The 14,116-nt window shown below is 43.8% G+C and carries 12 protein-coding genes; 5 read left to right on the top strand and 7 right to left on the bottom strand.

Annotated elements, in window-relative coordinates; all coding sequences use genetic code 11:
- Positions 1 to 145 precede the first annotated feature (145 nt).
- The 3 genes from CUR83_RS05810 to CUR83_RS05800 form a co-directional block, all read right to left on the bottom strand.
- A complete protein-coding gene (locus tag CUR83_RS05810; RefSeq protein WP_071001373.1) occupies positions 146 to 1,039 on the bottom strand; it encodes an ATP-binding cassette domain-containing protein in 894 nt (297 codons plus the stop codon).
- 63 nt (positions 1,040 to 1,102) lie between these two features.
- Positions 1,103 to 3,031: a glycine betaine ABC transporter substrate-binding protein gene (locus CUR83_RS05805; protein ID WP_223332959.1), complete on the bottom strand. Its 1,929-nt coding sequence runs from the start codon at positions 3,029 to 3,031 to the stop codon at positions 1,103 to 1,105.
- 346 nt (positions 3,032 to 3,377) lie between these two features.
- The gene (locus tag CUR83_RS05800; RefSeq protein ID WP_425301262.1) at positions 3,378 to 4,862 is read right to left on the bottom strand and encodes a coniferyl aldehyde dehydrogenase; all 1,485 of its coding nucleotides are present in this window, start codon (positions 4,860 to 4,862) and stop codon (positions 3,378 to 3,380) included.
- Between the two features lie 394 nt (positions 4,863 to 5,256).
- On the opposite strand from CUR83_RS05800, the gene lipB reads away from it, so the two are divergent.
- From lipB to CUR83_RS05780, 4 genes are all read left to right on the top strand, one after another.
- A complete protein-coding gene (lipB, locus tag CUR83_RS05795) occupies positions 5,257 to 6,111 on the top strand; it encodes a lipoyl(octanoyl) transferase LipB (RefSeq protein WP_223332961.1) in 855 nt (284 codons plus the stop codon).
- Positions 6,112 to 6,304: 193 nt separating this feature from the next.
- The gene (locus tag CUR83_RS05790) at positions 6,305 to 6,835 is read left to right on the top strand and encodes an inorganic diphosphatase (protein ID WP_223332963.1); all 531 of its coding nucleotides are present in this window, start codon (positions 6,305 to 6,307) and stop codon (positions 6,833 to 6,835) included.
- A gap of 178 nt (positions 6,836 to 7,013) precedes the next feature.
- Positions 7,014 to 7,481 (top strand): hypothetical protein, encoded by a 468-nt coding sequence (locus CUR83_RS05785; protein ID WP_223332964.1) that lies wholly within the window; start codon positions 7,014 to 7,016, stop codon positions 7,479 to 7,481.
- Between the two features lie 241 nt (positions 7,482 to 7,722).
- On the top strand, positions 7,723 to 8,307 hold the full coding sequence (locus CUR83_RS05780; RefSeq protein WP_071001369.1) for a hypothetical protein: 585 nt from the start codon (positions 7,723 to 7,725) through the stop codon (positions 8,305 to 8,307).
- Positions 8,308 to 8,469: 162 nt separating this feature from the next.
- Here CUR83_RS05780 and CUR83_RS05775 read toward each other — a convergent pair whose 3' ends face one another.
- Complete coding sequence (locus tag CUR83_RS05775; protein ID WP_071001368.1) at positions 8,470 to 9,357, bottom strand: SDR family NAD(P)-dependent oxidoreductase; 888 nt, start codon at positions 9,355 to 9,357, stop codon at positions 8,470 to 8,472.
- A 199-nt stretch (positions 9,358 to 9,556) separates the two neighbouring features.
- On the opposite strand from CUR83_RS05775, the gene CUR83_RS05770 reads away from it, so the two are divergent.
- Positions 9,557 to 9,964, top strand: coding sequence for a DUF1622 domain-containing protein (locus CUR83_RS05770; protein WP_071001367.1), 408 nt, complete (start codon positions 9,557 to 9,559; stop codon positions 9,962 to 9,964).
- A gap of 76 nt (positions 9,965 to 10,040) precedes the next feature.
- On the opposite strand, the gene dusB is transcribed toward CUR83_RS05770, so the two are convergent.
- The 3 genes from dusB to CUR83_RS05755 all read right to left on the bottom strand — a co-directional run bounded on the left by dusB (position 10,041) and on the right by CUR83_RS05755 (position 14,000).
- Positions 10,041 to 11,072, bottom strand: coding sequence for a tRNA dihydrouridine synthase DusB (dusB, locus tag CUR83_RS05765; RefSeq protein WP_083328792.1), 1,032 nt, complete (start codon positions 11,070 to 11,072; stop codon positions 10,041 to 10,043).
- A 121-nt stretch (positions 11,073 to 11,193) separates the two neighbouring features.
- Positions 11,194 to 13,239 carry a BCCT family transporter gene (locus tag CUR83_RS05760; protein ID WP_093070830.1) on the bottom strand — a complete coding sequence of 682 codons (2,046 nt, stop codon included), beginning with the start codon at positions 13,237 to 13,239 and terminating at the stop codon, positions 11,194 to 11,196.
- A gap of 317 nt (positions 13,240 to 13,556) precedes the next feature.
- A complete protein-coding gene (locus CUR83_RS05755; RefSeq protein ID WP_093070832.1) occupies positions 13,557 to 14,000 on the bottom strand; it encodes an HIT family protein in 444 nt (147 codons plus the stop codon).
- Positions 14,001 to 14,116: the final 116 nt, after the last annotated feature.

Below are 14,116 nucleotides of genomic sequence, written 5' to 3'. Positions count from 1 at the left end.
TGATGGTTGAGACGCATTAGTTCATCTTAATAGTATACAACGCTACTGGAGCCTACTTTAATAGTAAGCTGTTGATAGCTACACTTATTTAACAGGATAGTAAGAGTGCTGATAGAGAAGTATCTGACACCCTCATCAATCCCAATTAAGCTTTGGCACGCATAAACTGCTCGACATAATCATCAGCAGGATTGTGTCTTAAGTCGCTTGGTGTTCCTGTCTGTACTAAGCGTCCGCCATTTAAAATACTGATGCGCTGACCAACTTTAATAGCCTCATCGATATCATGGGTGATAAAAACGATGGTTTTGTTCAGGCGCTCTTGTAGTTCTAATAATTGATCTTGCAACTGCGCGCGAATAAGCGGATCAAGCGCAGAGAATGCCTCATCCATCAATAAGATGGGATTGTCCGTTGCTAGCGCACGAGCCAGCCCAACTCGCTGCTGCATACCGCCAGATAACTCATCAGGGTAGCTGTGCTCTAGGTTGGTCAGCCCTACTTCATTGAGCCAATAACGCGCGATCTCATGACGCTCGCTCACACTCATTTTACGGACACGCAGACCATAAGCGACGTTTTGAATCACAGTCATGTGCGGAACTAAGCCGAAATGCTGAAAAACCATGCTGACCGTTTGCTGGCGGTAGTGCTGCAATTGTTTATCATTAAGTTCTAAAATATTGATAGCGTTAGATGAGCTTTCGTCTACTGGCGCAGTGTTTGCCTGAGTATTATCCTTGGCATGCGTTTTGGTATTGACCGTCGTGTTAACCCATATCTCCCCGCTGGTTGGATCAATCAATCGATTGAGATGACGTATCAAGGTCGACTTGCCAGAGCCTGACAACCCCATGATGCAATGTAGCTCGCCTGCCTTGATATTCAAGTTGATATCGTAGAGCCCCACCGAGTAGCCAGTTTGTTCTTTAACTGCAACGCTATCCATACCCTCAGCCAGTAACGCCATTGCAGACTGGGCTTGCGTGCTATTGGCATTATAGATTTTACTGATATTTTTTAGCTGGATATGATTCATCGTGACTCTCGCTATTTGCTTGATTTTTATGCTGGCTTTACTCATTGACTATTGGACAAGTTTCTACCCAATCGGACGCCTGCCTGCTTTGATCGTTTTTTGACGAGCACGCTTTCCTTGACCAAAGGCTTGAGTAATGCGGTCAATGATAATGGCAACGATAACGATCGCCATACCCGCTTGTAAGCCTTGCCCGATATTAAGCGTTTGGATAGATTGCAATACATCTTCACCAAGGCCTGGGGCACCAATCATCGACGCCAGCACCACCATCGCAAGTGACATCATGACCGCCTGATTAATACCTGCCATAATACTGGGCAGTGCTTGTGGCAGCTTGATCCAAATGAGTAGCTGCAAATGCGTACTACCAAAAGAGCGTCCTGCCTCGACCATTTCATGATTCACTTGGGTAACACCCAACGTTGTCAGGCGAATCAGTGGTGGCAGCGCGTAAATAACCGTTGCAAAAAGTGCAGGCACTTTACCAATACCAAACAGCATCAGTACCGGTATGAGATACACAAAGCTTGGCATCGTCTGCATCACATCGAGTACTGGCGTCACAATCTTGCGCAGCAGCTTGCTACCCGACATGGCAATACCGATAGGAATACCAATCACCACCGTGACCAATACTGACACGATGAGTAACGCTAAGGTATCAATCAGCGCGCCCCATAACCCAAAAGCACCAATCAAAAATAGCCCCGCGCCGCATGCCAACGCAAACCAAATCTTGCGTACACCAAACCACGCCAATACAGCCACCAAGGCGATAATCAGCCAAGGCGGAATAATCGTTAATAATCGCTCAATGGGTAAGAGCAAGTACGTAAGTGTCACCGTGCTAATAGTGCGAAATACGTCTCCGTAGTTTTGGACGACGCTTGATAAGGCATTGTTGAGCGGGGTCTCAAGCGACCATGATGGAAAACTGGATGATAATACCGACTGATCCAGAGTAGAAGCAGTATCATCAATCGAGGTGGTACCGTCCAAACTGACACCTAGCTTAGTCGCAAGATTGGTAGCAGCTTCCTCAGACAACCAACCGCGCCAAACGTCTGGGTTATCACGCAAAAACACCAACGCCTGCTCATCGCCACTACGCTTACTCTCACTCATCTCCAAGATAGCGCCGTTCAGCTCATCGGAGGTGAACTGAACACGCTTAAACACCTCTGCAAGCTCAGGATTGGTGTCGATAAATGGGGTCGATGCTGCAATACCAAGAGGCGATACTGGAAAACCAGATACACAATCGGAAGTACCATCAGCGAGTAATAGGTCTTGCCAGCAGGCATCTTTGTGATCTGGGAACTCCAAAGCAGCAAAGTCATACTTTGCCATTAGGCCCGTAGGCTGCCAGTAGTAAAACAATAGCGGCTTGTGCTGTTCAAAAGCAGAGGCGATTTCAGCATCGAGCGCAGCGCCCGTACCGGGATGAGCATTATTAAAAATACTATCAAGCCCCGTATTTTTTAGAAGGCGCGTATTAAAAATCTCACAGGTCCAGCCAGAAGGACAGTTCATAAAGCGAGATTTGCTCGGATCTTCAGGGTCTTTGAATAGATCAGCATATTTGGGCAGGTCTTGATAACGACGTAGCCCTGGGTTTTCTTCTAATACATATTTTGGGACATACCACCCTTGGGTTGCGCCGCCTTTGAGTGTATCGCCAATGACAGCCACTTTGTTCTGCTCGATGGCATTTTCCATGATTGGTGAGCGTCCAATCCACTGCTCACCGATGATCTGAATATCGTTTTGAGACAATGCGGTCTCAAGCGCAGGTCCTGCTCCTGGCACTTCTTCTACCGTACAACCGTAACCCTCTTCAGCAATATATTTAAGCACCCCAGAGGTAAACTGTCCGCTCTCCCACGTCAGTGCGCCAAACTTGATCGGTGACTCACAAGCTGCGGATGCTGATAAAGGCAGCAACAACGCGCTCATACACAGTAAGCTTAATGCAATCCATTGGCGCATGCTTTGTCCTATTTATTGTTTTGTACTGGCATGAAAGAAGTATCACAACCACAGAGCATCACGATGCCATATTGACTCACAACATCTATGAATCATTCACTGTTGTTTAGACTTACTACAAAGTGTAGCGACTTATAGGAGTAATAACAAATGCTTATTTGTCGATTGCTGAGATGGTTAAACCTCATGCCATGCAGATATAAACGCTATCATTGATAACGCTTTTCCCAATGCTAACCTTTGATTTTTTGACAAAAAAATAGCACCTATTTTGATAGATGCTATAGATATAGGTATCGAATGAAGAGAGTTCAAAATCAATTTTTGAATAACTCCCATAGAGCAATTATTTCAAAAACAATGCCATCGCCTTTTTAAACAGTCCACCATAAGGCGGCAATAAGAAATTGAGACCATTTAGCTTGGTCTGTACAAAGATAGGTTTCATATGGCTCAAGCGCTCAAAGCCCGCTTTGCCATGGTATGCGCCTGTACCAGAGTCACCGACCCCACCAAACGGTAAGTCATGCTGGGCGACATGCATGATCACTTCATTGATACATAGACCCCCAGAGACGGTATTGTTACGCACGTTTTCGATGCTGCTATAGTTGTCACTAAAGACATACAGCGCTAATGGACGTGGACGCGCGTTGACGAAAGAAATCGCATCATCCAATGTCTCATAATGCATCAGCGGCAAAATCGGAGCAAAAATCTCATTTTGCATCAGATCGCTATCAGGCGCAGGCTCGCTCACAATCACAGGTGGCATCAAGCGCGTTTCGATATTGGGCTCAACTGCAGTAAGTGCGTGTATCTCAACACCTGTTAGCGCGTCTAGGTAACCCTTGACCCGTTTAAACTGCTCACCATTGATAATGCGTGAATAGTCTGGATTGTTTTCGATATTGGGATAATGCTTGGCCATCCACTCTTTTGCCAAATGGATAAACTGGTCATGATATTGACGCTGAATCAATACATAATCTGGGGCAATACACGTCTGACCTGCATTTAGTGTTTTACCCATCATGACACGGTTGACCACCGACTCTAGATTGGCATCATCCAATACAATCACTGGTGACTTACCGCCAAGCTCAAGCGTCACTGGTGTCAAGTTAGGCGCGGCGGCAGCCATTACCTTTTTGCCGACCGCAGTCGACCCAGTATAGAGTAGATGGTCAAAAGGTAATTCGCTAAAGGCGGCCGCAATATCAACCTCGCCCAGTACCACGCAGATCATATCGGGCGAAAAATAACGAGAAATGGCATCAGCAAATGTCTGAGCAAACTGCGGCGCAGCTTCGCTCATTTTGACCATGACCCGGTTGCCTGCGACAAGCGCATCAATCATCGGTCCGATTGCCAAAAATAAAGGATAATTCCAAGGCACCATGATACCGACCACCCCCAATGGCTGCGGCTGAATCTCGTTGTGAGCGGGCATATATATGGGTGAAATAGGCGCACGATACGTTTTCATCCATTTTTTACCGTGCTTTTTGGCATGACTGATACCTGTGAAGCTTGGAAACAACTCAGCAAACTGAGTCTCTGATTGGCTACGATAGCCAAAGTCTGCGCTGATTGCTTTTGCAAAGCTTTCTTGATTGTCGCTCAGCATCACTTCTAAATTATCTAGCTGGGTCTCACGAGTACCCCAATCATTGATCGGCTGCTTACGGCTTAGCATTTGTAAGCGCGCAAATTGCGCTTTCATCTCATCGATGGTTTTTGCGGTACTCAGTGCTTCAGGCATACGCTGCAGCGCAAAACTTGCATCGGTTGGTGCCTGCTCATGGACGTGTTGGTTGCTATCTGTCATTTATCTTCCTTGTCGTGCTCATATGATGTCACATGCTCAATATGTTTATTGAATTATGGTGTTACTTTGTTAGTCAGACGCGCGCATCCGTTATATGCCCTGACCGTACATTTTATTCGGTTTTGCTTATCAAACTTTAATGTAGCGCATTGACTGCGCAATGAACAGCTTCTTTGGTTGACTAGTGCGTCTGTACTAGTGTTGTCTACCTATCAGCTAACCCAATGATATATAAATATTTTTATGAATCCTTCATGACTTTCACCCTTAGTATTTAACTGTCTTTTAGACTGCGTGATAGCATATAATCTTTGAGCGATACCTGCCAAAACTGCTACACTAGCCATCGGCATTATATATATTTAAACCAGACAATAATAAGACAGACACGCTCATGCAAAACGACACACAACCGCTCAATGACATGCTGATCAGTAAATCTCTGTCAGCAGCCGATTATGTTCCCACTCTCGATGCCATGCTGTCACGTACTCTCGAACGTATTGATCTAAAAAAACAGCAAGGACTGCGCACGCCTGATGAGTTATGGATCGTTGATCACAACGATGTTTATACGCTTGGACAAGCAGGCAAAGAAGAACACATATTGCAGCGCACCGACACGCCTATCATCAAGACCGACCGCGGTGGTCAGGTAACTTGGCACGGTCACGGACAGCTGGTACTTTACTGGTTGTTTGACTTAAACAGTTTGGGCTGGAGTGTACGCCATCTGGTCTCCCATGCTGAACAAGCGATAGAAGACGTCGTTAATGACTGTCTGCATAGCTCGCCATCTAGTCGTGACAATATCAGTGCCCACGCCCGCCGTGATGCACCTGGCGTTTATATGTATTCTGACCCCACTGTAGCGGATGACAGTAGCAATGCTAATAACAACTCGCTAGATGACAAATCTCTTGATAATAAGATTATGCTTGGAAAAATAGCGTCGTTGGGCTTCAAGATTAAGCATGGTTTTAGCTATCATGGTATCGCAATTAACTTAGACTGTGATTTGTCAGCATTTAATGCTATCAATCCTTGCGGTTATGCGGGGATGCAGATGTTGCGCTTGTCTGATTTTGTGGCCATGCAGACAGATTCAGAGCAAAAAGAGTCAGAAACACAAACGACTCAACAAATCAGCGACACATTAAACTACAAGATAGTTACTCAAAAACTTATCGACAATATCGCCAAGCGTCATGCTGGACTGATTGAATTACGAGCAATAGCGCCAAAGTGAGTTTTGAGTCCATTTTTGCATAATCTTTTTTTGCATAATATCTTGCACGCTTAGACTTAAGCATTAAGAGAAAATTTAGACCAAACTTGTTATAATCGCACCCAGTACAAATCGGGTGCGGTAAAAATTTTGCAGTATCCCTAGCTAAATCAATCATTCAAACCTCTAAAACAAAAGCAAATTGGAGTATTTCATGGCAGATTTTAATAAAATTTTGGACGCAGGCGACGTAGACGGCGGTATCATCAACGTAGTCGTAGAGATCCCAGCTGGTAGCAGCCATAAAATTGAGTGGAATCGCGACTTGGCCGTATTTGAGCTTGATCGTATTGATCCACAGATTTTTGCTAAGCCATGTAACTATGGTTTCATCCCGCAAACGCTTGACGAAGATGGTGATGAGCTAGATGCATTGATTTTGACTGAACAGCCACTACCGACTGGCATCTTTTTAAAGGCCAAAGTCATCGGTGTCATGAAGTTTGTTGATGATGGCGAAGTCGATGACAAAATCGTTGTCGTCCCTGCTGACGACCGTGACACAGGTAATGCTTACAACAGCCTAGAAGACCTACCAAAGCAGTTAATCAACCAACTAGAGTTCCATTTCAGCCACTATAAAGACCTGAAAAAAGCGGGCACTACTGTGGTTGAATCTTGGGGTGATGTTGCGCAAGCGAAAGAGGTCATCAAAGAATCTATCCAACGCTGGAAAGACCTATAATTTATTAAAATTGGCATAAATGCTAATCATAGATAAATACCAAAATACCGCGATCGCAATGTGATCGCGGTATTTTTTTGCTTGAATACTCTGTGTGTAACTTGAATACTCTATATGTAAAATGGTTATAATAAACGCGACTACTCATTCACACGCATACGCCGTAATAAGGACAGCCATGTTTAACCCCGACCCTAGCAAAAAGCCGGTCAGTACAAAGTTGCCAAAAGACATCATTATGATGGTCGAAAAAAACAACTTGGTGATGGCCATCAAAACGTTGGCGGCAGACGAAAACATCAGTATGGATGAAGCCAAAACTAGGATTGATGCCTATGAGACAGCACTCAAAGTAAAACAACAGCAAAAGCTCAATACCATCGCCAGCAAACAAGGTATCCCCAATCAGGCCATTAGTTTCGATAGAGAGCAAGAGGTCGAAGATGAGCCTGGTCCATTGGTAAAAAATCGTGTCAAATCTACTCAGCCAGGGCAAGGGTTTAAAAGCTTACAAGCGGGTGTCGACAGTCAACTCAATGACTTGGGCTATAAAAAACCTTTACTCCCTTATTGGCTAAAACGATTGCTTGTCATCGCGGTATTGATGATAGGTATATTTTGGATATTGTGGCGAGTGTTTGGTTGAATAAAGTACTAAATTGCGATACTTTTTATAGAACCGTTTATCGCTGATACTGTAGCCTGCGAGTATTGTTACTCACAGGCTGGACAATAGAAAAGCCAAGCAAGGTCTGCTGGTTTCACTAGTCTGTTATAAGTGGTTCCATTATACCAGTCTGTTTTAAGTAGTCTATTAATAGGTTTGAAGGGTGAGATAGTTGGTTCCGTTGGGGTATAGCCTAAAAAAATTAAGGTGAACATAAAAAATGACAGAAGAGCATCATTATATTTCTCATAAAACTATGGTTAATCTATTAAACGATTTATCGCCATTTAATTATGCTTATTTTTATGGGTTTTTTGCAGTTTTTTTCACTTCTTTAATACTAGGCTCCAAGTACAAAAACTATCAAGGTATTACTCCCTTTGCACAATCAATGGAATTAGCTTCGGGTAGAATAAGGTTGCTGAGCGATGCAGTTATACTATATTTTGTATTAATATTTTTTATAATTACTCTCACTTATTTCATGAAAGGGGTATCAAACAAAGTTGTCAGGGAATTTAAACTAGCAGCAAAAAACCCAGATAAGTTAAGTCATGCAGTCGGTGAAAATCCCAAAAGAACTATTCTTATAACTGCATTAATATTACTTCTTATAAATATAGGTTGGTTTATGTTCTTTGGCTTTACCTCAGCGGGAAACTCAAGAATCATGAGAAGCTTTCTAGTGGGTTCTGAATATTTCATTATAATAAATATTTTCTTAGGTTTTTTGTCAAACTTTTATCTATTAGTCTATTCATTAGTAATGATGGAAGGACGAAAGCACGTCGTATTCTCACGCTAAGCCCATATATGGTAAATAAACTTTAACCGAAGTAAATTGCTAAGAACAAAATGCTGCCACTCCCCTACTTAACTATATGGATTTAAGCCATTTTTACAGTATTAAAAAAGGATACCATCGTATCCTTTTTTTGTTTTCGTAATAATTAAGAATAAACCTATCTTAGTGATGCTCACCAGGAAGAATTCTAGCAAAGGCACGCTGAGCAAAGTTAGGCTTGCTATCAGTCGTTTGCGCTGCCGTCGAACTTGGGAAGATACGATAACCAATTGATTGAATACCGACGTTAAATGCTGGCACCAACGAATAAGTGGCTGAGGCGAATTTGCCCATATTACTGGCAATACTGTTTGGCTTATGGACAATCGCTTTTGCGACCATTAATGCAGCTTCATCAGGCATCAAAGCTGGCATATAACGGTATAGCTTGGTGGGGGCGATCATAGGGGTACGTACCAAAGGCATAAAGATATTGGTGACCTTGATATTATCGCCTTTGACTTCCGCGGCTAAGCAACGACTAAACGCATCTAGTGCAGATTTTGACGCCACATACGCGGCAAAACGAGGGCTGTTGGCCAATACCCCAATCGAAGAGATATTGACGACTTGACCTGTTTGGCGGCTAATCATCGTCGGCAAGAAACCCAAAATAATTTTGACCGCGCCAAAATAATTGATTTCCATGGTGCGCTCAAAGTCATGAAAACGGTTGACCGACTCATGGACTGAACGGCGAATCGAACGACCAGCATTATTGACCAATACATCCACATGTTTAAAATCAGCAAGAATTTGTTCGCTGATTTTCTCAATCTCATCCATATTGGTGAGGTCACATGGATAATAACTGGCCCTGCCACCCAATATTTCAATATTTTCTTTGACGGTTTTTAGTTTGTCTTCAGTACGCGCCAACAAAATAACATGCGCCCCGCACTCACTTAATAAAAAAGCCGTACGCTCGCCAATACCACTTGATGCACCCGTAATGATAATATTCTTGCCTTTTACTGCTTTTGTTATTGCTTTTTTCGAGGGATTAGCCATAAAAAGTCCTTTTTGTCTGTCCTATGCCAATGAATATTCGTTTACAGCATAGCAAAAAAATATCGCATACAGTGAACAAAACACCAATAGCTGATAGTTAACTTGACGGTTTTAGAGGTTTATAGTGATATATCATCATATAATAGTGACGATATTTAGCACCATACTTTTTGCTGACTGATACAGAGGAGACATTATTTTGATCGGAAACCTAACCCATTATATTGACTTGATTGCCAAGATAGTCGAAGTCATTGGTGTCTTGATTATGTTCTTTGGACTCCTCTTTGCCTTTTACAAAGCATTTCGGATATCGGGCGGCCTGAACCATAATACCTATGTAGAGAGCAGGCAGACCGTTGGCAAATCCATTCTTTTGGGACTTGAGGTACTGATTGCCGCAGACATTATGGCAACGGTGGTGACAGAGCCGACATTACGCAGAGTCTTAGTATTGGGTATTATCGTGCTTATTCGTACGTTTTTGAGTTTATCACTACAAGTTGAGCTAGAAGGCCGATTCCCTTGGCAAAAAGAAAAGCCAACATCTGAGAAAAACCCTGATGCTATGCCTTTTAACGAAGCCGCTCCTGTTGATAAAATATAGCTTTAATCAATAGAGCTGAAAGAGGTATCAGTGATTTATGCTTATGATAAGCGTGATGAAACTGTACAGATCATTACTACTCATGCGTCTGCAAAAAACGCTCAACCACGCGGAACTGCCCTGCTGTACTCTCCTCGCCATACATCGCTTGACGGAAAGCGTTGGAGTTGGGGATGCCTGTCGTATACCACGCAATATGCTTGCGGGCGATACGGCAGCCGGAGTACTCGCCGTAAAAGTCATACAGCTCTTGCAAATGCGCCAGTACAACTTCCTTAATCTCGCTCACACTTGGGGCATCAAGCACGTCACCTGTGCGTAAAAAATGCTCAATATCACGAAATATCCACGGCTGCCCTTGCGCGGCTCGCCCAATCATCACCGCATCACAGCCTGTCATCTCATAAACATGCTGCGCTTTTTGCGCGCTATCGATATCGCCATTCGCAATGACAGGAATGCTAATGCTGTCTTTGACTTCGCGTATTAACTCATAACGCGCCTCGCCCGTATACATATCCTCGCGCGTACGCCCATGAATCGCAATCGCGGCAATACCTGCTTGCTCTGCCCGCTTAGCGACTCGCAGGATGTTTTCACGACCGTTTTCAAACCCCAATCGTGTTTTTAATGTCACAGGCGCATCAACGGCATTGACTGCAGCGTCAAGCAATTTTGCTACTAAATCTTCATCTTGCAGCAGCGCTGAGCCTGCCAGCTTACGGCAGACTTTTTTGGCCGGACAGCCCATATTGATATCGATAATCTGCGCGCCATTATAGATTTGATAACGAGCCGCTTCAGCCAATTTGTCTGGCTCTGCGCCTGCTATCTGTGCAGAAATAGGCGCAATCTCATTGTCGAAATTGGCACGATACAGGGATTTTTTGCGTGCATAAAGTGCCGTATCAGCGATGATCATCTCGCTGACCGCATGACCTGCGCCAAATGACTTACACAATCGGCGAAAAGGATTGTCCGTCACGCCCGCCATCGGCGCAACCATCAAACGGTTTTCAATCGTCAGACCACCTATATTTAAGGGTTGCAACAATGGATGGTCGGACGAAGTCGAGGATGAAGGTAACACAGGAGAATCAATAGACATAAAAAAACGGCTTGATTTGTAAGGAAAACAAGCCGTTATTCTAAGGATTCTTACATTTATTGCAAGCGATTAACGTGAATAGCTTGCATAAGCATTACTCATTTTTGATACATTCTATTCATTATTTATCAAGCACACTGCCCTGCTCTAGCGTGATAGCATCATCATGCGCTTGCATACGCCACGGTAGGCTATCAGGTGACACATTCAAGAAGTGCAAATACTTCTCAAACTGATCGATGATATCATTGATCACCGATTCAGACTTATAACCGTATAAGTCATAGGTCTGACCACCACGGCGCAGATACACCTCAGCGCGATGATAGTGTTCTTGCGGCAAGGTGTCGGCGCTGCTTTCAGTATAATAATCAGGCGCTTCATGTTCAGACAAGCGCACTTCATACCAAAACTCGACATCGTCACCACGTTGCAACTCAAGCACGGCACGGTTATTGGCTGCATCATAATTCACCTCAGTCGTCCAACCTGTTTCTGCAAATTTAGACGACACTTCCATCATCGAGGGCATCACCACTTCTTTGATGTAGTTTAGCACCTTGTCACGTGTGGGCTTATCAGCCATATAGTCGATGCGCTCACGCCATGCAGACGGTTTAAGCAAGTGCGGCGGTAGTTTGTTATTTTGATCGAGACTTTGATTACGATGTCCCTCGATACGCAATGCGCGCCACATACCGAACATGGAGATCAGAATGATAATCGCAAATGGTAGTGCACTAACGATTGCCGCCGTTTGTAGCGCTGTGAGACCGCCAGCAATCAAAAGCACCGCGGCAACGGCCCCTTCAGTCACTACCCAAAAGCTGCGCTGCCACCATGGCGTATCACTACGCCCGCCAGCCGCTAGCGAATCGATCACCAATGAGCCAGAATCTGATGACGTCACAAAAAACGTAATAATCAACAAAATAGTCAATGACGACACAAATTCGGTAAACGGTAACCGCTCTAATAATTTAAATAAAGCAATCGCTTGGTTGTTTTGTACCTCGCTGATGAGTGAGTTATAGCCATCGACCATAATCATATGTAGGGCAGTATCACCAAACACCGAAAACCAAAAGAACGTAAAGAACGTTGGCACCAACATCACACCGAGTACAAACTCACGGATGGTACGGCCACGGCTAATCTTGGCGATAAACAGACCGACAAAAGGCGCCCATGCAATCGTCCATGCAAAGATAAATAAGGTCCAGCTACCGATCCAATCGCTATTCTCGTACGCTTGTAAGCTAAAGGTACGCTCAATGATATTACCCAAATAACTACCCGTATTTTCCATAAAGGCATTTAGGATAAAGATCGTCGGCCCTACTACAAATACAAACACCATCAACGCGGTTGCCAATACCATATTTAGAATAGACAAGCGTTTTACCCCTTTGTCCATCCCTGCCAATACGGACACCAGTGCTGCCGATGTCACTAATGCAATCGCCACGACCTGTATGGTAGTATTCACGGGGATAATATCAGGTAATAAGTAGTTTAGACCTGCATTGATTTGCGATACTGACAGACCAAGACTGGTGGCAATACCAAACATCGTACCCAATATCGCAAACACATCGACCGTATGACCGATAGGGCCATGAATCCTGTCACCAATAATCGGATACAGTGTCGAACGTATTGATAATGGTAGACCATGACGAAAGGCAAAATATGCCAGTGATAAACCAACGACACCATAAATCGCCCAAATATGAAAACCCCAGTGAAAATAAGCAATCTGCATCGCCTCTTTTGCCGCCGCAATGGTCTGCGGATCAGACATTGGCGGACTAGAAAAATGCATCACTGGTTCCGCTACTCCATAAAATAGTAGCGCAATCCCGTAGCCTGCCGAAAACAGCATGGCAAACCATTCAAGGAATCCGTATTCCGCCTCCCCATGATCAGGGCCCAGCTTGATACTGCCATAAGACGAAAACGCCAGTACAATAATAAACATCAAAAACAGGGCCACCGCCAGCATGTAAAACCAGCCGAAGGTCTCGGTCGTAAAACTAAGCACATCGCTAAACAGCGCCCCTGCTGCCTCAGGATTGATGGCGGTACCGATGACCAACAGCAGCATAATCACAGCTGCGGGTATAAAGACTGGTAGTAAAATGGTAGAGCGTGAACCGTTACTCATAAGCAGTGGTATCCTCAAATCCGTAAAAATAAGTGATAAAGAATCCTATCCCTGATACTCATCAACATAGTAGATATCAATTTACAAACAATAGATGTCATCAATATTAAAACAGCACGTTAGCAATAATACCGACGCATTCTGTGTAGATGGGAATACTATGTAACATAAACTTTAGCCAAATCCCAAGATAAACGCGTGTTTACAACAATAACTTAACGTTTATTACACAATGATTACTGGGCAATAAAAAAGGCAACTTGTTAGTTGCCCTTCAATCTTATATACCTATCATCCTAGCAATTTATGCCTCGATATCAGGCAGCACTAATAGCTGTAGCAAGTCGCTTGGCAATATCTGCAAGCTCACCTTGATCAGCCTGCGTTACTGCATGACGTCCTAACTCGTGAATACTCGATGGAATCAAATGCACATGATAATGAAAAACCGTTTGACCGGCTTGTGAGCCATTCAACTGCATCTGAATAACCCCTTCACGCTCAAACACTTGACGCTGTGCTTGCACAACCTTTTTAGAAGTCATCAGGACAGCAGCGGCATACTCTGGCTCAAGATCTACCAAATCTACCGCTTTTTGCTTGGGTATCACCAATACATGACCTTCGGCTTGCGGCATGATATCCATAAAAGCAAGGGTTTTGTCGTCTTCATAGACTTTATGACAAGGAATATCACCATCTAACATTTTGGCAAAAATATTATTGTCATCATAAGCAGTCTTTTGATTTACTTCAGTCATTATTTTTTCCTTTGATTATTTGATTGTTGGATGCTTAAAAGCTTTTAAAATGGTTTAGTGCGCTTGTCATATAGTGGACGAAATATAAGTTTAGTACAAGTTGCTATCATTTCCGT

It is taken from the genome of Psychrobacter pocilloporae (assembly GCF_029872915.1).
Classification (GTDB): Bacteria; Pseudomonadota; Gammaproteobacteria; order Pseudomonadales; family Moraxellaceae; genus Psychrobacter; species Psychrobacter pacificensis.
The sequence above is the reverse complement of the archived record's forward strand: the minus strand, read 5'-3'. Positions and strand labels throughout refer to the sequence as shown.